The organism is Lysinibacillus sp. FSL M8-0337 (genome assembly GCF_038593855.1).
In the GTDB taxonomy this organism is placed as follows: domain Bacteria; phylum Bacillota; class Bacilli; order Bacillales_A; family Planococcaceae; genus Lysinibacillus; species Lysinibacillus sphaericus_D.
Genome location: NZ_CP151996.1, coordinates 517860 through 538850, shown reverse-complemented (window position 1 = coordinate 538850; position 20991 = coordinate 517860). Strand labels below are relative to the sequence as shown.

The window sequence follows — 20991 nt, the reverse complement described above, 5'->3', positions numbered from 1 at the left end:
TAAGCAATACGCGCAATATATTATTTTGTACCGAATAAACGGTCTCCAGCATCACCTAAACCAGGAACAATATAGCCATGGTCATTTAACTTTTCGTCAAGTGCTGCAATGTAGATATCCACATCAGGATGTTCGTCTTGAATCACTTTTACACCTTCAGGCGCAGCAATTAAACACATAAATTTAATGCTTTTCGCACCGCGTTTTTTCAGTGAGTTGATAGCTTCCACTGCTGAACCGCCTGTAGCAAGCATTGGGTCTACAATAATGAAGTCACGTTCTTCAACATCTGCTGGTAATTTTGCATAGTACTCAACAGGTTTTAATGTTTCTGGGTCACGATAAAGACCGATATGACCAACTTTAGCAGCTGGAATAAGTTTTAATACACCGTCTACCATGCCGATTCCTGCGCGTAAAATCGGTACGATCGCAAGTTTTTTCCCAGAAAGAACTTTTGTTTTTGCAATGGTTACAGGTGTTTCAATTTCAATTTCTTCTACAGGCATATCTCGCGTAATTTCGAATGCCATTAATGTTGCTACTTCATCAACTAGCTCACGAAATTCTTTAGTTCCTGTATTTTTATCACGAATATAAGTTAACTTGTGTTGGATTAGTGGATGATCAAATACGTATACTTTGCTCAAAGGGGTTCTCTCCTAACCGTTCGGATTGATTTTTATCTCAACTAGTATAACAGAAAATATCAACTGTCTCAAAATTAAATTCGAGATATGCCCTTTTCTAGAGTGTTTGCTACATATACAAGCTAATTATACATCAAGTATCGTATCAAGTTGTTCAATTGACATTGGTTTATAATAGAAGTAGCCTTGTCCAACTGTACAACCGAGCGCTCGTAAAATCTCAACCTGTTCCTCATTTTCTATTCCTTCCGCAACAGATGTCATCCCTAAATTTAAAGCTAGCTGAATAATGGAACGTACAATGGCTAATGTTGCCGCATCTTTTATGTCATTAATAAAACTGCGATCGATTTTTAACTCTGTGAACGGTAATCGTTGCAAATAGCTAAGCGAGGAAAAGCCTGTCCCGAAATCATCCACCGATGTTTGAAAGCCATAGCTTTTTAATTCTTGGATAATGGTGAATGCTGTTTGGAAATCGACTAAACCTATATTTTCAGTTACCTCTAAAATAATATTGCTTGGATCAATGTTATATTTTTCAACGAGCTGGCGGATATCCCTTACAAAATGAGGATAGTAAAAATGATCTGGTGATATATTGACTGCAACCTTCACCAGCTTCTTGCCTAATTGTTGCCGCTCTGCTAGCCATGCAAGAACTATCTCTAATATTTGACTATCAATTTCACGAACCTTACCTGCATTTTCGGCAACTGGTATAAACATAGCCGGTGACACAAAGCCGAGAATAGGTGAATGCCAACGAGCTAAAGCTTCTATACTTTGAATTTCACCTGTTCGTAAATCTACTTTTGGTTGTAGATTTACAGAAATTTCTTTATTTTTAAGTGCTTGTGATAAATGATTTAGAACCGTCATTTGTTGCTCTAATAAATCGTTGCGTTCCTTTGTGAATATTTCCATATGTGTGCCCGGTTTGTTAGCTGCATAAGATAGTGCATTGTCAGCAAATCTGATGGCATCAGCAATTTTTATCTCTTTATCAAAGTAAGAAATTCCGGTTTTTAACGTAATATAAATGTGCTTACCATTTATTATAAAGGGCTGGCGTGTTAATTCTTTGATACGCTGTTCATAGTCACTAAATTCTTCTTTATGTGTTACTTGTGAAATAATAAGACTTGAACTTGTAAATCGAGCAATATATTCATTAATCTCGGTTTTATGTTCTTGGAGTCGTCGAGCAACTTGCCTTAATAACTCGTCGCCCGCTTCTCGACCGTATAATTCAACGACTTGGTGGAATTCACTAGGTTGTATTATTTTGATAAAGCCAATATGCCCTCGTTGTTCTTCCTGTTCAATTTTATTTAAAAAGCTATGCCGATTAGGCAAACCCGTTGTAATATCCTTATATGCTAAATCCCATAGCCTTCTTTGTGTTTTTGCATACGTAAACGCTAATGCAACAAGTGCACCTATTTTTTCAAACAACTTATTAAATAATGCACTTTCGCTTGAATATTGCGAAAATATCATAAACAAGCCAATCGCTTGTTGCTTCTGATTACGAATAGGGACAAACCATCCAATGTGTTTATTTGTTGTATTAGCAAAACTTTTAAACTCTATTGGAATAGCAATATCTTCTAAGTTATTTGTAATGATCGTTGTTCCCTGTTGCATCACCTGTCTATAAAAGTCGTTCATCTCGCACAATTGTGGCACATGGTCACGCGTCCTATTAGAAGTAAACACTTGAAGTTGATTGGATTCTGTTTTAATAAGTATTGTACTAAATACAAATGGAATAAAAAATTCATCTATGCCACTACAAATAGTGTCCATTTTTTTATAAAATGGCTCGTCTTTTTCTATCGCTTCGTAGACGGCTCTCTCTAATTTCATTATAAAATCTTCTGTATGATAATACGTTATATCCTTCACAATTACTAACACAAATAAAGTTTCATTATTATGACTTTGAAAAGGAAGGGTCTGCATCTCGGCCCAAAATGGCGGCTTTTCAAAGCGATGGTGATGCAACTTTGCTGTCACCATTGCTCCACTATGTATTTTCTCTTTTATCATTTCAACTGTTGTCGTTTGTAACTGATTCGAAAGCATCTCAAAATAATCTTTTTTGAGCATCTCTGTATGACTTGCATTTATTAGCATGCAAAAAGATTCGTTGCATTCTAGTATACAATTTGTTTTCGCATCTAAAATAACGTAGCTTTCTTTTGATTGTTCACCTAAGTTACGAATTGTCGTTAATAATATACTATTTTGTATATCCATAGATTTAGTAACCATCCAACCCCTCCCGTCTCTATCCATCCACTATAACTTCATTTATATTGTACATAAAAATTCAATAAATTGTCACTTTTATAAAAAATATTATCCTTTTCAGGACATTGGTTGTCCTTAATGAATATAATATACTCTTTCAATCTATATTTATGTAAAAAAATCCAAAAATAAGATTATTTTATTTTTTTGGTAGCTAAAAAGTTAAGAATGTAGTGCTTATCTAAACAAAAAGGCCATGGCTAAAGTGAACTTAACACTTTAGTCACAGCCTTGCTTTTTAGCAGTAATGATTATGCGTATAAAGGATGTTTGTCAGTTAAAGCTTTTACGCGCTCTTTCGCTTCAGCTTTCACTGCTTCATCTTCAGGGTTTTTAAGTACAGCTGCAATGATAGCGCCGACTTCTTTCATATCTTCTTCTTTAAAGCCGCGAGATGTCACAGCAGGTGTACCAATACGGATACCAGAAGTAACAAATGGAGATTCAGTATCGTAAGGGATTGTGTTTTTGTTTGTTGTAATGCCTACTTCATCTAGTGCGTGCTCTGCTACTTTACCAGTTAAGCCAAGAGATTTTACGTTTAATAGTAATAAGTGATTATCTGTACCACCCGAAACGATTTCTACACCTTCAGCGATTAGCACGTCTGCTAAAGCGCGTGCATTTGCTTTAATTTGTTTTGCGTATTCTTTGAACTCAGGTTGTAAAGCTTCGCCAAATGCTACTGCTTTTGCAGCGATTACGTGCATTAATGGTCCACCTTGGATACCTGGGAATACAGATTTATTTAATTTTTGCTCCCATTCTTTTGATGCAAGAATTAAACCACCACGTGGGCCACGTAATGTTTTGTGTGTAGTCGATGTAACAAAATCAGCGTAAGGAACTGGTGATTGGTGCTCTCCAGCAGCTACAAGACCTGCGATGTGCGCCATATCAACCATAAAGTAAGCTCCTACTTCATCGGCAATTTCACGGAATTTAGCGAAATCAATTTCGCGTGGATATGCAGATGCACCTGCTACAATTAGTTTTGGTTTATGTGCTAATGCTTTTTGACGAACATCTTCGTAGTCAATTACATGTGTATCTTCTGTTACACCGTATTCAACGAAATTGTAAAGAATACCTGAGAAGTTTACAGGAGATCCATGTGTTAAGTGACCGCCATGAGATAGGTTCATCCCTAATACTGTATCGCCTGGTTCTAAAATTGTATGGTATACAGCCATATTCGCTTGTGCACCAGAGTGTGGTTGTACGTTAGCATATTCTGCACCGAAGATTTCTTTCACACGGTCACGTGCAATATCTTCAACTACGTCTACATGCTCACAGCCACCATAGTAACGTTTTCCCGGATAACCTTCAGCATATTTGTTAGTAAGAACTGAACCTTGTGCTTCCATTACTGCTTCAGATACAAAGTTTTCAGATGCGATTAACTCGATATTCGCTTGTTGACGTTTTTTCTCTGCTAAAATCCCATCTAATACTGCTTTGTCTTGTACTGCTAATTTTTCGTATGCCATGTTTGAAAAAGCCTCCTAAGTATTATCGTTATTTACCTTTACCTCTGACAACAGAAGTTGTGTTATTTATATACAGCACGTTCGCCACCAATTAGCTTTGGACGTGTTGTTGCTACTGTGACAATTGCTTCCCCTACTGTTCGCACGGATGTACGAACCGGAACAGCTACTTCCTTTAAATGCATACCAATTAACGTTTGTCCTATGTCAATACCTGCATGTGCACGTATCGCCTCTACAACAACTGGGTTTTCCAATTTTGTATACGCGTAAGCTGACATTGACCCACCTGCAGTACGAACAGGTATGACTGCTACTGGTTCATAGCCAAACTGTTCTGCAACTGAAGCTTCCATCGTGATTGCACGATTAATATGCTCACAGCCTTGGAACGCTAGATATAGCTGATGTTTTTTTGCAAATGCTTGCAACGGCTCAAAAATCGCTTGTGCTGTTTCCAGCGCACCCGCTGTGCCAATTTTCTGACCAATCACTTCAGACGTAGAGCAGCCTACGACAAAAATAGTCTTTGGTCGCAACACTACTTGCTCTTCGAAATCACTGAGTAACTGAGTCAATTGCGTTTGTATTTGTTGCACAACCATTAAGCTCAGCCCCTTTTATTGATGTCTTTTCCTTACGCTAAGCCGTACCATTGCATAGGGTAAAGTGACAGCACATGCTGCCACTGCCTATGCACAATTGTGTTAACGGCTGAAAAAGCGCATTGTTTATTGTTCTAATTCAGCGATTTTTTCTACGCGGCGTGTATGACGACCGCCTTCAAAATCTGTTTCAAGCCATGTTTTGGCGATTTCACGTGCAAGGCCAGGACCAATTACGCGCTCACCCATTGCTAAAATATTTGAATCATTATGGCAACGAGTTGCCTTTGCACTAAATACATCGTGTACTAAAGCACAACGAATACCTTTTACTTTGTTCGCAGCGATGGACATGCCAATCCCTGTTCCACAAATTAAAATGCCTTTATCAAATTCCCCGCTAGCAACACCTTCAGAAACTGGCTTTGCATAATCAGGATAGTCTACTGAATCCGCAGATTGTGGACCAAAATCTTCGTAGCTAATATTTAGCTCATCTAACAGTTGCATAATCTCACGACGTAAATTATTGCCTCCGTGATCAGAAGAAATTGCTATTCTCACTGGGTTCCCTCATTTCGAAATATAGTCAACATTAGTTTACCACTTCTCTCCCTAGAATAACATGATTTTTGTTGCATTTTTATGCTGATTTCTCCTAAAAGACGAACGTTTCTTGTAAGCGGATTAAAAAACGTTCATTTTTTAGTCTTTTTTTTGTGGATAATGTGAATATCCTGTTAATAAATTCGGATAATGGTCTTTTGTTATAATATTCCCTCTACTGAAGTTTTTCTGCTTTTTCTATTACAGTGGACATACTATTTCGATATTTTTTCCAAAGGCCCCCATTATCGTCCATGCCAGCTAAAATAAAAAACTGTGGGCATGCTTTTTTAAGCTTGTCCACAGTCTAACTTTCTATGCTTGTCTATCAAATTGTTGGATCATTTTATGAAGCGCTTCGGATTGCTTTTTTAAATCTTGTGCAAGTTGTTCAACCTGCTCGATTGCATAAGCTTGCTCTTCTGTTGCACTGCTAACTTCCTGTGCACCTGCTGATGTTTCTTGTGCAATCGCTGCTACTTCTTGTGATTGTCGAGCAGTTGTTTCGATATTGTGCATTTGTTTTTCTATTAATGAAGAAATCTCGACAATTGCGTTTGCCATTTCATGCACACTAGAGGACATTCCTTCAACAGCTGTCGTTGTCTCTGATACGCGTGCTGCTTCTTTTGTTGCAAATGCTACCTGTTGATTCATTTGCTTCACGACAATCTCAACATTTTGTTGCATGGATTGGATTAGCGACGTAATGCCTTGTACTGCTTTTGCGCTTTCATCTGCTAAACCACGCACCTCTTCTGCTACAACTGCAAAGCCTTTCCCATGTTCTCCTGCACGAGCAGCTTCGATGGAAGCATTTAATGCTAGTAAATTAGTTTGCGCAGCAATATCGCCTACTAAACTAATAATACGTTCAACTTGTCCCGCATTGTCTTCTAATGTACGAATACTTTCTAATGCTTCGTTGTTACCGGCTGCGATTTGTTGAATGCTGTTGACTAACGTTTCAATCGCTTTTGTTGTATTAGTTAAATTATGTAAAATCTCTTTCGATTGCGTTGCAGACTGTTCAGCTCTCGTATTCACTTCAGTTGCTAATGCTCGCACATCTTCAATTGCTTCTGCGGTATCTTGTACTGCTGTAGCTGACGCTTCGGCTCCTTCCGAAATATGTCTCACCGTCACCGCAATACCGTCCGCTTTCTTTGTCGCAACAGCTGTTTCATCGGATAGCTTAATAATGGATTGATTTGTTTGTTGGAAGTTTTGATCGATGCTTTCTACCATATGTCGTAAATTTAACACCATTTGTTGGAATGCTATAGCCACTGAACGAATCTCATCATTTGTTTTCGGCATCACTACATCCTGTCCAATTTTACCTTCTGCAACACGTGTAGCAGAATATTCAAGCTGTTGTAATGGCTTGATTAAAATAACGCTGAAAATTGCAGCTAAAATACCTGACCAAGTAATCCCTAATAAATAAGTAATCACTTCAAATAGCTTACGATTGGTATCTGGGAAAACAGTAGGTTGTATAAATTCAATGAAGATAAAGCTTATACTATATGTGATTAGTGCAAGTATACTTACAAATAATACTAGTTTAAGTCGTAAGCCAAACTGTTTTTTCATAGTGCCCCTCAATTCTTCTCAAGTATTTTTACTAATCGTTCAACTAATTCCTGTAATTCTGCAAAAGTTTCCTCATAAATTGCTTTATTCCCACCGTAAGGATCTACCACATTTTCATAGCTTCCTTCACTCGTATATTCTTTCAATGTAAAAACTTTTTCTTCCGTATGTGGATAGTTAGCAATTATGGTATCTTTATGTGCTGTGGTCATCGTTAAAACGAGATCGGCCCACTCCACTTCTTCTACAGATAGTTGTGTAGCTAAATGTTGATGCGCTATATTCGCCTCATGTAAAACTTGCTGTGCATGTGCAGACATTTCTGCGTTCGGCATTGCATAAATTCCAGCTGAACGAACATTAACGTCGGCGAGTTGTTTCTGTTTTAAAATGGCCTCTGCCATCGGACTGCGACAAGTATTCCCAGTACATACAAATAATATATTCACACTTATCACCTTCCTTATTTATTTTTTAATTGCGAGTAGACTCATAACGATAAAAATAATGCCTGCAATTATTTGAATTTTATTTCCAAAAAAAACCTGACTCCTGCGTGCCAATACTAAAGACCCATACGAACAAATAAAAGCACTCAATCCGGCACTAATTATGAAAATTGTCTTTTCTAAGTTAAGCATACCAAAAGAAACACTCACTGAAAAGGTATCTAGGCTAGCAGTCACAGCTAATAAAACTGGTGAAATGGTTATTTTCTCATTTTTGTGAGAAGACAACAGTAAATGGAGGCCAATACTAAATAATAAAATACTTGAAATCCATTGTCCCCATTCTAACAAAAAACGCACTAAGTAGCTCCCTAATTCAAAGCCGAGCAGTGGAAAAAGCATATGTAACGTGGCTGTCCACACTGCTAAAAATAAGCGATATCTAACATTTGGAATTAATACAAATAACCCGATGACATCTACAGACGTTAAAATACCTGCAAGAATTCCCTGCAAGAATGCACTCCTTCGCTATCTAATATTTTATCATTTTATGCTCGAAAATACAGTATTATCAATAATGTCCATAGCAAAAAAGGCTATCTAAAAAGTCCCTAAAATAAAACAGGTGTAGAAAAACGAATCATTCTACACCTGTTTTATATTTTTTTCCTATTCCACTAACAAGTAACTGGCAGATATTTCCACTCGCAAGCGCTTGTGAGCAATAATTAAAATTGAAACGCTCTTTTAGAAAGGGCTAAATCAATAAGCGTTTATAATAGTCGCTAATAAATAAATTGACTTTGTCTACAGTCTAAGAAGTGATATTTGAATTATTGGTATATTGGATCAATATAAATATTTTGAACAGTCACTTCTGTTTTGTAATAACCGTTATGTAAGTTAGGCAAACTTACATAGTATCTTTCAATTTTTAAATCTGCGTAACCTGCTAATCTACTATATCTTGTTGAATCTGCTGGTATGTTTGTAGAAACACCATACGATTTAGAAAATGAGAAGTTAATGCTTCCCCAATCAGTATTCGTTGTTGAAGAAAAGCTTTCTGATTGATTATTTGTTAATGTATAAAGTGAAGCTTTTGTCCAAAACGGTGTGAACTTTGAATATCCCGAGAATACTCTGTATTTATATTGAGTTCCTATTAGTCTATGCCCTAATCTTGCTAAGGTAATAAATTCTGGAGCATAGCCGTTTGAATTGATATAATTTAAATGCAGTTGCATATCTTTAATATTATCAAAAGCAGTAATTGATCCATCTGATTTCTTGATGTATAAGTTTTCAAAATCTACTTTTGATGAACTTACTAGCTCAAGATTAAATCCATTAGCTGATGCTTCTTGTGAGCTAAAAATAAATAAGACTAGAGTGAAGCTAAGTAAGAGAGATACTTTAAAAAATACTTTTTTCATTACAGAACCCCTTTTCCTATTTTTACTATTTTATTGCACAAAAAATAATAAAAAAATCAATTTTTTCTTTAAATAAGTCAAAATTTGATAAGGAGGGTTTATTTTGAAACAAAGAAAAAATATTAATGTTTCAGAGGCCATTCTATTGGTGAGTTCTTTTTTCATGTTTATGTATATTTCAAAAAACATGATTTTTGTGAATGAATTTTCCGATTTCTTTGAAAGGAGTTCATTATGGCTCATATTACCTTGTATTACACTTGTAATCGGAATCATTTCTTTTGTATCTAGAAAGGTATAGTGATTGATGTGTAAGTCGGGGTTAAATGAGGAAGTTGATGACTAGAGGTGGCAAACATATGAAAAAATTTCTCTGATTTCGGAAAGACAATCGTTGAGTAGACAACGCATTTATCAAAAGATTACTACTAGACACAAGCTAATGAGTATTTAATATCAATACTGGACTCTACGTCTTTAATATAGGTCACAACGAATCTGTTACTTCTTAAATACACTTTTTGTGCTTTTCTGAATATGAAAAGAGGGCTGCCACCAAAAGTCATTGCAATGACTTTTGGAACAGCCCCTTTTTATTGGTTGTCTTATAGAATCGCTAATAGGAGATCTTTAATCGCCAATAAATTCGGGAGAATCGCCAGGTAAACCTCTTGTATCGCCACAAAAACTCGACGTATCGCAACGAAATTCTCACCAATTGCCAGTAAAGTCTCAATGCATTCCAATGTTAACGTGTATACCATTTACCACCCGCGGCTTTTTCTAGTCTGTTCATAATGGCGGCGCCTACACCTTCTGTGGAGGTTGCCGTTACTAATATAATGGTAGCGTCTGTTTTATCGCAAGCACGCAACGCATGGTATAAGGACGCACCCATTTCTTCTTTGCTACCTGTTTGACCAATTGAAAAATAAAAATCGGTTGGAATATGCTCAAAGCTTGCAGGTGCTAGAAGTGCTACTTTATGCTGCTGTGCTTGAAGTTGTTGTATTGCTTGTTGCACTTTTTGGTCATCACAGTCAATTAAGTAGACAGGTGCATTGGGCGCATAATGTGTATACTTCATACCTGGCGCTTTCGGTGTTTCTTCCATTGTCTGTTCTATTTTGGACGGTTGAATAACTGGACCGATTACGGACTCTAACATTTCCTTTGTAATGCCACCTGGACGTAATATAACGGGTGGTTCATGCGTAACATCAAGTACGGTTGATTCAAAGCCAATGCCTGTTGGACCACCATCTACAATATACGGTATGTACCCTTCTAAATCGTCTTTTACATGTATCGCCTCTGTTGGGCTTGGTTTCCCGCTTCGATTCGCACTTGGTGCAGCTAGCGGTTTTTGTATTTGCTGTAGTAATGCTAACGCAACGGGATGATCCGGCATACGAATGCCGACTGTTTTTAAGCCAGCTGTCACACTTTCTGCTAGCACATTTGGTTTTACTGGCATCACAAGTGTCAGAGGCCCTGGCCAAAATACATCCATACATTTTTTTGCAAGTTCAGAAATATGTTCTATATAAAGGTGAACTTCCTCTTTCGTTCCTATATGGACTATAAGCGGGTTATCGGATGGTCGACCTTTTGCCTTAAAAATCTTTTTGACTGCTTCATCATTTGTAGCCACTGCCCCTAAACCGTAAACCGTTTCTGTTGGAAATGCCACAACTTCTCCTGCATTTAAGATATCCACAGCTTGTGCATAAGTTATTTGACTATTCACATTACTGTCCACAATCTTGCAAACGGTTTCCATATGAAAAACCTTCTTTCAATCGTTGTTTTTTTCTGAATTATCCACATTTTGTTTATAACTTATCCATAATTGTGTATAAGTTATCTGAATTTGTGCACAATTACTCAAAAATCCCTTTAATCCATTCCCAAATAAAAAATGTCACTTGTTCTTTTTCTTCTTTCTTTTCTTCCTTTTTTTCCTCTTTTTCAGGTTCACAAATAGATGGAAAAATGCTACACCACCAGTTATCGCCACGTGCATCGCCAATTTTCACAACAATCGAATGATACATATTTTGTGGGTAAAACATTGCTTCCTGTCTTTTCGGAGGAAATAAGTTATCCCCAAGTACAACTTGTGTATGCAATTGTGGATAATTTTCTTTTAATTGTGCTTCAATATTCTTTTTTAATGTCGCAATGCTGTCATTATCCACATCTGTAGTAGCACCTACTTGTAATAAATAAGGCTTTAAATCTTTTACAAGTTGCTCTTTTTCTAGTTGATCATTCGTTGTATTGCTATTTGCGATAACTCTTATACGAAAATCATTTTCTTGTTGATGATTCATAGCTTCCTGTGCAGAACCTATTAACGATGGAATATATAAAATACATAGTTGTAAAGCTATTGCCATGATTACTAGTCTCGCAAAGGCTAGTAAAATATTTTGTTTTGGAAATCTAACAATCTTGTATTCGTTTAACATAAAAACCCCTCCTTGCTCAACATTGTGGTCAAGAAGGATGATCTTTATACATGAATTTCACAAAAAACCATACGAGGTTTTCCATTAATATCTTTTTCCACTGTAATACTAGCCTGTGGAAAACTTTCTTTAAAAAATTGCGCTACTTGCTCTCCCTGTGTATAACCAATTTCCAGTCCAATTAAAGCTGGTTTGTTCATTAGGACAGGAAGCTGTTGTGCTAGTTTTCGATACAACACAAGCCCGTCCTCTTCTGCAAAAAGAGCGCTATGTGGCTCATGCTCCAACACAATGCTAGACATATCCTTTGCTTCTTCAAAGGCGATATATGGAGGATTTGATAACACAATATCAAACTTTTCCCCAACTAAAGGTACTGTTAAATCGCCTAGACGGAAATCAATATCCGCAGCTAATAATTGTGCATTTTTTTTGGCAGTAGCTAATGCCGCAACAGATAAATCGGTTGCTACGACTGTTAATTCTGGACATTCTAGCTTCATAGAAATGGCAATAGCACCGCTACCTGTTCCGATATCTGCTAGCTTTAGCGTTTTGTTATCAAATAATTGACCAATTCGATTGGTTGTTGCCAGCACTAATTCTTCGGTTTCTGGTCTCGGAATAAGCACTGACTCATCTACTATAAATGTACGTCCATAAAATTCTTCGCTACCAATACAATACTGCACAGGTCTGCCGCTTGCATGCTCTTCAATCAATTTTTCAAACCGTTCACTTTGCTCAAAGGTTAAGGTGTCTTGCAAGTGTAACATCACACCCGAATACGTTGTGCCGAGTACATGCTGCATGACAATACGAGCAGCAGTTTCTTCGCGTCCATTATCCACTAAAAAAGAAGAAGCCCAATCAAGGGCCTCCATTACATTTTTATAGGTCATCATTAAGTCGCTCTAACTTTGATGCTTGCTCTTCTAAGATCAGCGCATCAATAATTTCGTCTAGTCTACCCTCAACGATTTGATCTAGCTTTTGAATTGTTAAGCCAATACGATGATCTGTGACACGGTTTTGTGGATAATTGTATGTGCGGATACGCTCTGAACGGTCTCCCGAACCTACTGCTGACTTACGTGTTGCATCAATTTCTTTTTGTGCTTCTTGTAAATACATATCTGCTACACGTGCACGAAGAATTTTCATCGCTTTTTCACGGTTTTTAATTTGTGAACGTTCATCCTGCATGGATACAACAACACCCGTTGGTAAATGGGTCATACGAACAGCTGACATCGTTGTATTTACCGATTGCCCACCTGCGCCTGAAGATGCAAATGTATCGACACGGATATCTTTTTCGTGAATTTCTACATCTACCTCTTCAACTTCCGGTAAGCAAGCCACTGTCGCTGTTGATGTATGAATACGTCCTTGTGATTCTGTTGCTGGTACACGTTGTACACGGTGTGCACCATTTTCAAATTTAAATTTAGAATATGCGCCTTGCCCGTTAATCATAAAGATTACTTCTTTGTAGCCGCCCATTGGGTTTGGTGTTGCTTCCATAATGTCGATTTTCCAGCCTTGTGTTTCAGCATAGCGAGAATACATACGGAATAAGTCACCTGCGAAAATATTTGCCTCATCACCGCCGGCTGCACCACGAATCTCCATAATAACGTTTTTATTGTCATTCGGGTCTTTCGGAATTAATAAAACACGTAGTCGTTCTTCCAACTCTTCTTGCTGCTCTTTTAATGAGTTGAATTCTTCTTTTACCATCTCGTGCATATCCGGATCTTTTTCATTCTCTAACATTTCTCGTGTATCAACTAGTTGATCTTTGACACTTTTATACTCACGATAAGCATCCACTGTCTCTTGAATATCCGATTGTTCCTTTGAATATTCACGTAATTTTTTACTGTCGTTTACAATATCAGGATCACTTAAAAGCTCATTTAGCCTTTCATAACGATCCTCTACTGCTTGTAGTCTATCAAACATGGGCTTCACCTCTATTTAGTTCATTTATCTATATTCAAGTAGAAGTCCGCCTCTCTTTACAGTGAATGAGACGAACACTATTTCCCTCTATTTGTTAATTATTCCGGCTACAGATTACTTTAGGCGTAATTATATGCACGGCATATTTCCCTTACTTAGTATAAGGAAAATTTCACGTGTATGCTACAATTATTCGGTGGATTGCTTAAAATCATGATAGCCCTTCGATAAAATTAACAATAGTACACTTCCATGTTAACACAACTTTAAAGCGGTGGATGTGCGTGGCACTTTCGACAAACAGGATAGTAAGAATCGTTACCTCCGATTTTTATTTGGTCGCCTGTATACACAGGTTTACCATTATCATCGACACGTAAATTCATCGTTGCTTTTTTATGGCAGAACCAGCAAATCGTTTTCATTTCTTCAATTTTATCTGCATATGTAAGCATATACTGACTACCCTCAAATAATTCATTTTGGAAATCATTCTTTAGGCCAAAGCCCATCACAGGAATGTCTAGTTCATCCACAATATTCGCTAATTGTAGTACATGTGCCTTTTTTAAAAATTGCACTTCATCTACAAGCACGCAGTATGGCTTTACTTCATTATTTTTTACAAGTTCAAAAATATTCGTGTCCTCATAAATTGGAATAGCCTCTTGTCTTAAGCCTACTCGACTTGAAACAAATCCAACCTCATCACGTGTATCAAGACCTGACGTAAATATCATGACAGGCTTTTGCTGCTCTTCATAGTTATGGGCAACTTTTAAGATTTCTATTGATTTGCCACTATTCATCGCGCCATGTTTATAGTATAGCTGTGCCATTGTATTTTCTCCCTCCCTGTTGTCATTGGATTTTGAAAGGAATTATTTTAGCAATTAGCTTTAAGCCCGAACGATTATAGCTATGGGTCGGCTTAAAATTTCAAAATCCGGTCTACTGTTGTTATATATTAAACGCGCGCAACGTTGCGAAAGAAACCCTATATGCCAAGACGCAATGATTGCTTGCATTATTTAAATACTGAAAAAAATACCTGCCAAGCACATGCTTGGCAGGTATTAAACTAACATTAGTTTTTAAGACCGTATTTTTTGTTGAAACGATCCACGCGACCATCAGCAGACGCGAATTTTTGACGGCCAGTATAGAATGGGTGACATTCGTTGCAGAACTCGACAACGATGTTTTCTTTTACTGAACCAGTTTTGAAAGTGTTACCACAAGAGCAAGTTACTGTTGCTTCTTTGTAGTCTGGATGAATTCCTTGTTTCATATTCGTTTTCTCCTCTCGCCCTGAACCATCTGGAACAGAGTAATTCGAACTGTACCTTACATAGCCCGAATATGTCGGCTACATATGTACACGTTGCATACTTTTGAAGTATAACATAGTTATTTTATTGTTTTCAAGCAAAAAATATTGAAAACTATTCACGAACTTCGCGAAATAGTTTGGCACTATTTAACGCCAAAATCCATCTGTACATGCACCCGCAATTAATCTTATCTTACTAGGGTGCAATAAAATCTAATGCGCTGTGCTCTTTTAAAGGCTTTACTTCAAGTAGTATTCACTTCGTAGCCAAAAGCAATACGTTCTTTTCAAACACTCATTGATAATGATTATCAATTTAGCTATACTATTATTGAAGCCGTAAAAAAAACACCAGTAACGACAATTCGTTACTGGTGTTTCCGAGTGTAGATAAATTGTTTGAGAATTGTTTGAGTGACTGGCACCTTAAAGTAGGCCTTTACCTTTAGTGGCTTTTTTCATATCTTCATTTAACTTTTCGAAAAATTCTTCGTTTGATTTTGTTGTGCGTAGCTTTTTCAAGAAACGCTCTGCGAAATCTGGCGCATCTGAAAATGTTTTTCGGATTGCCCATAGTTTTTCAAGTTGTTCTGGCTCAAGAAGCAATTCTTCCTTACGTGTACCTGAACGACGAATATCAAGCGCAGGGAAAATACGACGCTCTGCTAATTGACGATCTAAGTGCAACTCTAAGTTACCCGTCCCTTTAAACTCTTCATAAATAACTTCGTCCATACGTGAACCTGTATCTACTAAAGCTGTAGCTAAAATTGTTAAGCTACCACCTTCTTCAATATTACGCGCAGAACCGAAGAATCGTTTTGGTCTATGGAAGGCCGCAGGATCGATACCACCTGACAGCGTACGACCACTTGGTGGAATAACTAAGTTATATGCACGAGCAAGACGTGTAATGGAGTCCATTAAAATAATTACGTCACGTTTATGCTCTACTAAGCGGCGTGCTCGTTCTAACACGATTTCCGCTACCTTCACATGATTTTCCGGAACTTCATCGAAAGTAGAACTTACGACATCCGCATTTACAGAACGCTCAATATCCGTTACTTCCTCAGGACGTTCATCAATAAGTAATACGATTAACTCTGCCTCTGGATGGTTTGTTGTAATAGCGTTAGCAATTTCTTTTAATAATGATGTTTTACCAGCCTTTGGTGGCGCTACGATTAATCCACGTTGACCAAATCCTACTGGCGCTACTAAATCCATAATTCGAGTCGATAGATTGCGCTGTGTAGTTTCAAGCTTGATTTGGCGATCAGGATATAGCGGCGTCAATGCTGGGAAGTGAACACGTTCTTTTGCTACTTCAGGATCTTCTCCATTTACAGCATCCACCTGCAGTAATCCATAGTAACGTTCATTTTCTTTAGGGGGACGCACTTTACCAGACACTTTATCCCCATTACGAAGATCAAAACGACGTATTTGAGAAGCAGAAATATAAATATCTTCTTTACTCGGTGAGTAATTGATTGGTCGAAGGAAGCCAAAGCCTTCTTGCGATACAATCTCAAGTACCCCCTCCATAAAGAAATAACCCTCTTGCTCTGAACGCGTTTTCAAAATAGCAAAAATTAATTCCTTTTTCGTTAGTTTGCTATAATACGAAATTTTGTATTGGCGTGCGAGGGCGTAAAGCTCTTTTAACGTCATGTTTTCTAATTGAGCGATTGTCAATGTAGACATATGCACAACTCCAGTCTTTTTCAAAATATAATGCATGTATTGGGGTAAACATAGAAGTTTTTAAAGTAAAACTATGGGATGGTTTAATGAAGAAGAAGGTACCTAGTGCAAATAGTTGCACTAGGTATATTTTAGAAGAAAATATTATTAATAGCTAGGTTTTTTATCAAGAGCGTGACGACCTTCTACAAAACGGACAGTACCTGACTTCGCTCGCATAACAACTGAATGTGTTAATGCATAAGCTCCTTTGTACTGCACACCTTTTAATAGCTCACAATCTGTAACAGCTGTTGCTGCAAAAATTGCATCGTCACCTTTTACTAAATCATCTAAGTAAAGAACTTTATCTACATCTACGCCCATTTGTTTACAGCGTTCTAACTGTTCTTCATCTTCTGGCACTAATTTAGCTTGGAAGTCTCCACCAAGGCATTTTAATGCAACAGCCGATATAACACCCTCAGGTGCACCGCCCATACCAAACATAATGTCGATGCCTGTTTCATCGAATGCAGTGTTAATCGCTGCTCCCACATCTCCATCTTGAATAAATTTAATACGAGCTCCCGCTTCACGAATCTCATCTACTATCGCTTGATGGCGTGGGCGATCTAATAGAGTAGCTACAACATCTGAAATATCTTTATTTTTTGCTTTTGCTACTTGTAATAAATTATAAGTAACAGAGGCGTTAATATCAACTTTTCCTGCCGCTTCTGGTCCTACAGCGATTTTCTCCATGTACATATCTGGTGCATTTAATAGATTACCCTTATCAGCAATTGCTAATACTGTCATAGCACCATTTGTACCTTTTGCCACTATATTTGTACCTTCTAAAGGATCGACTGCTATATCTACTTTGGGACCGCCATTACGAAGACCAAGCTCCTCACCAATATAAAGCATTGGTGCTTCGTCCATTTCGCCTTCCCCAATTACTACTGTAGCATGCATTGGAATCGTATCGAACATTGAGCGCATTGCTGTCGTTGCTGCATCATCTGCCTCAATTTTCAAACCGCGACCCATCCATTTCCCGGATGCGATTGCTGCTGCCTCTGTTACTCGTACTACTTCCATCGATAAACTGCGTTCCATTGTTGTTTTGCCTCCCGTTATCGGCATGTTTTATTTTACCGAAACATTCAAATTACCTTTATTGTAACATAATTGGCTCAAAACTTTTACCTTACATTACTCCTTTGCCTCTGCAACGCTAACCATAATTGTTTCACGTCGAATATCTGCGCCTAAGTCACGTAATTTTTCAATAAGTGAGCTATAGCCACGTTCAATATGATAGATATCATGAATTTCAGTTTCACCTTCAGCTAATAAGCCAGCTAAAACTAATGCTGCACCCGCGCGAAGGTCTGTCGCAGTGACACTTGAGCCATGTAATTTACTTGGACCAGTAATTATCGCTGTATTTCCTTCTACACGTGCGTTGGCATTCATACGACGCAGTTCATCAATATGCTTAAAACGAGCCGTATAAATGGTATCTGTTATCTTTGAAGAGCCAAGTGCTTGCGTCATTAACACCGAAAGTGGTTGCTGAATATCCGTAGGGAATCCAGGATAAACTATCGTTTTGACGTCAACCGCTTGCAATGTAGATAGGTCTGTTTTGGGAACAAAAATACTTTCCTCGTCTATGTCAATCTTGACGCCCATTTCACGAAGCTTTGCTGTAATTGCCTCTAAATGCAATGGAATGACATTATCTATCGTAATACCGTCGCCAACTGCTGCTGCCATTATCATAAATGTAGCGGCTTCAATACGGTCTGGAATAATTGTATGTTCCGTTCCATGCAGTTCCTCAACACCTTCAATGCGAATAACACTTGTACCCGCACCCTTAATATTGGCACCCATATTCGTAAGGAGTGTGGCTACGTCAATTATTTCAGGTTCTTTTGCGGCATTTTCAATAACCGTACGTCCCTTTGCACGTACCGCAGCAAGCATAATATTGATCGTTGCGCCAACACTTGCGACGTCTAAATAAATTTTAGCGCCGATTAATTCTTCAGCACGTAAATAAATCGCACCATGCTCGTTAGTAATTTTAGCGCCAAGGGCTTCAAACCCTTTAATGTGTTGATCAATTGGACGCGGCCCTAAGAAACAGCCACCAGGCAAACCAATGACAGCCTTTTTGAAGCGACCAAGCATGGCACCCATTAAATAATAAGAGGCGCGGAGTTTTTTAACATTACCATTTGGCAACGGCAGTGCAACCATATCGGATGGATCAATAATCATTTTGCCATCCTCAAATTGTACTTCTCCACCAATCTCTTCTAACAAGGCTTTTAAAGTCCAAGCATCTGAAATTTCGGGAATCCCTCCAATTGTCACTGGAGAGTTCGCCAAAATTGATGCTGGAATTAAGGCGACTGCACTATTTTTTGCACCACTAACTTTAATTGTACCCTTTAGACGATTTTCGCCTGTAATTTTATAAACATCCATTTCGCGTTCTCCCTCATGATTGGAAAGTAATTTTTGCATTTGACTCACTTTATAATCTTATTATTCACCTTTTCGCTTATTCCAATCCGCTAAAAATCCTTCAATTCCTTTTTCCGTTAATGGATGGTGGAAAAGTTGTTTTAACACTTTGAAAGGAGTTGTTGAAATATGTGCGCCAGCAAGAGCTGCTGCCGTTACATGTTGTGGGTGACGAATAGAAGCAGCAATAATTTGTGTTTCAATATTATGGATTGTGAAAATATCTGAAATGGTTTCGATAAGTTCAACACCATTTTGACCAATATCATCTAAACGGCCGATAAATGGTGATACATATGTAGCACCTGCACGCGCAGCCATTAATGCTTGGTTGGCACTGAAAATTAGTGTTACGTTTGTTTTAATGCCTTTGTTTGCAAAGAAGCGACACGCTTCTAAACCAGCGGGTGTCATTGGTAATTTCACTGTAATATTCGGTGCAATAGCCGCTAATTCTAGACCTTCTTTAATCATACCTTCAGCATCTAATGCAATAACTTCACCGCTTACTGAGCCATCAACAAGCTCGGCAATTTCACGTAGACGATCATGAAAAGATACGTTCTCCTCTTTTGCCACTAATGATGGGTTTGTTGTCACGCCTGATAAAATGCCCCATGCGTGTGCTTCTTTAATTTCATCAAAGTTTGCTGTATCAATAAAAAATTTCATAATATTTCCTCCCTAACCCTATTTATTTATATTATTAATTTTTTTCAAAAAAGTTATAATTTCAAAAACAAGAGAAGGTCGATTGCTAGCATCAACACTTCTCTTATTATGTGTATTCATCTATGCTTTTGTACCATATATGAAGCAAAAATTATGCTTTTTGTGCACTACCAAATTCACGGATTTTACCGATAACTGTTGTTTTAATTGCTTCACGCGCTGGTGCTAGGAATTTACGTGGATCGTAAACAACTTTATCGTTGTCAAGAATTTCACGAATCACTTTTGTCGCAGCGATTTGATTTTCAGTATTCACGTTAATTTTAGCCGTACCTAATGAAATGGAACGTTGAATATCTTTTGTTGGAATACCTGTACCACCATGTAATACTAAAGGAAGATCTGCTAATTTAGAGATTTCTTCCATTTCTTTGAAACCTAAGTTTGGTTCGCCTTTGTATGGACCATGAACAGAGCCAAGCGCTGGTGCTAAGCAATCAATATCTGTTAATTCAACCATTTTACGGCACTCTTCTGGATCAGCGTACATAATACCACCAATTACGCCATCCTCGTCTCCGCCAACTGTTCCAAGCTCAGCTTCTACAGAAACGCCTTTCGCATGTGCATATTCAACTACTTTTGAAGTAATTGCAATATTTTCTTCGAAAGGATGATGTGATGCATCAATCATAACAGAAGTAAATCCTGCATCAATCGCTTCTTTACATTTTTCAAAGCTTGAACCATGGTCAAGGTGAATAGCTACTGGCACTGTCGTACCATAAGATTCCATTAAACCTTTTACCATGTGTACAACTGAAATAAATCCGCCCATATATTTACCTGCGCCCTCAGATACGCCAAGGATAACCGGTGATTTTTCTTCTTCTGCTGCTTGTAAAATTGCTTGCGTCCATTCAAGGTTGTTGATGTTGAATTGACCAACTGCATAACCTTCTGCCTTTGCTTTAATTAACATCTCTTTCATAGATACTAACGCCATACTAAAAATCCTCCTTTTAGGACTATTCTTTATACATAATTGTGCTATTCAATCATAGCAAAAATATAAGCCCCTGAAAAGAAATTTCAGGGGCTTATATTTTTGCCCCGATAGCGAAGTGCAACGTAGCGGCAGGGGCACT

General features: G+C 37.8%; 20 protein-coding genes. All 20 read right to left on the bottom strand.

The window, feature by feature from the left end; genetic code table 11:
* Positions 1 to 20: 20 nt before the first annotated feature.
* Complete coding sequence (gene upp / locus MKY08_RS02470) at positions 21 to 650, bottom strand: uracil phosphoribosyltransferase (RefSeq protein WP_024362898.1); 630 nt, start codon at positions 648 to 650, stop codon at positions 21 to 23.
* Between the two features lie 126 nt (positions 651 to 776).
* Complete coding sequence (locus MKY08_RS02465) at positions 777 to 2930, bottom strand: EAL domain-containing protein (protein WP_069512823.1); 2154 nt, start codon at positions 2928 to 2930, stop codon at positions 777 to 779.
* Positions 2931 to 3220: 290 nt separating this feature from the next.
* Positions 3221 to 4462 carry a serine hydroxymethyltransferase gene (gene glyA, locus MKY08_RS02460; RefSeq protein WP_069512824.1) on the bottom strand — a complete coding sequence of 414 codons (1242 nt, stop codon included), beginning with the start codon at positions 4460 to 4462 and terminating at the stop codon, positions 3221 to 3223.
* 62 nt (positions 4463 to 4524) lie between these two features.
* On the bottom strand, positions 4525 to 5067 hold the full coding sequence (locus MKY08_RS02455; protein ID WP_024362895.1) for a TIGR01440 family protein: 543 nt from the start codon (positions 5065 to 5067) through the stop codon (positions 4525 to 4527).
* 126 nt (positions 5068 to 5193) lie between these two features.
* The gene (gene rpiB, locus MKY08_RS02450) at positions 5194 to 5631 is read right to left on the bottom strand and encodes a ribose 5-phosphate isomerase B (RefSeq protein WP_024362894.1); all 438 of its coding nucleotides are present in this window, start codon (positions 5629 to 5631) and stop codon (positions 5194 to 5196) included.
* 357 nt (positions 5632 to 5988) lie between these two features.
* Complete coding sequence (locus tag MKY08_RS02445) at positions 5989 to 7272, bottom strand: HAMP domain-containing methyl-accepting chemotaxis protein (RefSeq protein WP_069512825.1); 1284 nt, start codon at positions 7270 to 7272, stop codon at positions 5989 to 5991.
* A gap of 8 nt (positions 7273 to 7280) precedes the next feature.
* Positions 7281 to 7721, bottom strand: coding sequence for a low molecular weight protein arginine phosphatase (locus MKY08_RS02440; RefSeq protein ID WP_069512826.1), 441 nt, complete (start codon positions 7719 to 7721; stop codon positions 7281 to 7283).
* A gap of 18 nt (positions 7722 to 7739) precedes the next feature.
* The gene (locus MKY08_RS02435; RefSeq protein WP_069512827.1) at positions 7740 to 8237 is read right to left on the bottom strand and encodes a manganese efflux pump; all 498 of its coding nucleotides are present in this window, start codon (positions 8235 to 8237) and stop codon (positions 7740 to 7742) included.
* Positions 8238 to 8557: 320 nt separating this feature from the next.
* Positions 8558 to 9160: a hypothetical protein gene (locus MKY08_RS02430; protein WP_069512828.1), complete on the bottom strand. Its 603-nt coding sequence runs from the start codon at positions 9158 to 9160 to the stop codon at positions 8558 to 8560.
* Between the two features lie 748 nt (positions 9161 to 9908).
* Positions 9909 to 10943 carry an L-threonylcarbamoyladenylate synthase gene (locus tag MKY08_RS02425; RefSeq protein WP_069512830.1) on the bottom strand — a complete coding sequence of 345 codons (1035 nt, stop codon included), beginning with the start codon at positions 10941 to 10943 and terminating at the stop codon, positions 9909 to 9911.
* A gap of 100 nt (positions 10944 to 11043) precedes the next feature.
* On the bottom strand, positions 11044 to 11634 hold the full coding sequence (locus MKY08_RS02420) for a stage II sporulation protein R (protein WP_069512831.1): 591 nt from the start codon (positions 11632 to 11634) through the stop codon (positions 11044 to 11046).
* 44 nt (positions 11635 to 11678) lie between these two features.
* Positions 11679 to 12539 (bottom strand): peptide chain release factor N(5)-glutamine methyltransferase, encoded by an 861-nt coding sequence (prmC, locus tag MKY08_RS02415; RefSeq protein ID WP_069512832.1) that lies wholly within the window; start codon positions 12537 to 12539, stop codon positions 11679 to 11681.
* Positions 12526 to 13602 (bottom strand): peptide chain release factor 1, encoded by a 1077-nt coding sequence (gene prfA, locus MKY08_RS02410; protein WP_024362887.1) that lies wholly within the window; start codon positions 13600 to 13602, stop codon positions 12526 to 12528. The genes prmC and prfA overlap by 14 nt, the downstream gene beginning before the upstream one ends.
* Positions 13603 to 13868: 266 nt before the next feature.
* Positions 13869 to 14441 (bottom strand): thymidine kinase, encoded by a 573-nt coding sequence (locus MKY08_RS02405; protein WP_024362886.1) that lies wholly within the window; start codon positions 14439 to 14441, stop codon positions 13869 to 13871.
* A gap of 248 nt (positions 14442 to 14689) precedes the next feature.
* A complete protein-coding gene (gene rpmE / locus MKY08_RS02400; protein WP_004269457.1) occupies positions 14690 to 14893 on the bottom strand; it encodes a 50S ribosomal protein L31 in 204 nt (67 codons plus the stop codon).
* A gap of 468 nt (positions 14894 to 15361) precedes the next feature.
* Complete coding sequence (gene rho / locus MKY08_RS02395) at positions 15362 to 16645, bottom strand: transcription termination factor Rho (RefSeq protein WP_024362885.1); 1284 nt, start codon at positions 16643 to 16645, stop codon at positions 15362 to 15364.
* A gap of 147 nt (positions 16646 to 16792) precedes the next feature.
* On the bottom strand, positions 16793 to 17749 hold the full coding sequence (gene glpX / locus MKY08_RS02390) for a class II fructose-bisphosphatase (RefSeq protein ID WP_024362884.1): 957 nt from the start codon (positions 17747 to 17749) through the stop codon (positions 16793 to 16795).
* 96 nt (positions 17750 to 17845) lie between these two features.
* Positions 17846 to 19132, bottom strand: coding sequence for a UDP-N-acetylglucosamine 1-carboxyvinyltransferase (locus MKY08_RS02385; protein ID WP_024362883.1), 1287 nt, complete (start codon positions 19130 to 19132; stop codon positions 17846 to 17848).
* Positions 19133 to 19192: 60 nt separating this feature from the next.
* The gene (gene fsa / locus MKY08_RS02380) at positions 19193 to 19843 is read right to left on the bottom strand and encodes a fructose-6-phosphate aldolase (RefSeq protein ID WP_024362882.1); all 651 of its coding nucleotides are present in this window, start codon (positions 19841 to 19843) and stop codon (positions 19193 to 19195) included.
* Positions 19844 to 19994: 151 nt separating this feature from the next.
* The gene (locus MKY08_RS02375; protein ID WP_024362881.1) at positions 19995 to 20849 is read right to left on the bottom strand and encodes a class II fructose-bisphosphate aldolase; all 855 of its coding nucleotides are present in this window, start codon (positions 20847 to 20849) and stop codon (positions 19995 to 19997) included.
* Positions 20850 to 20991: the final 142 nt, after the last annotated feature.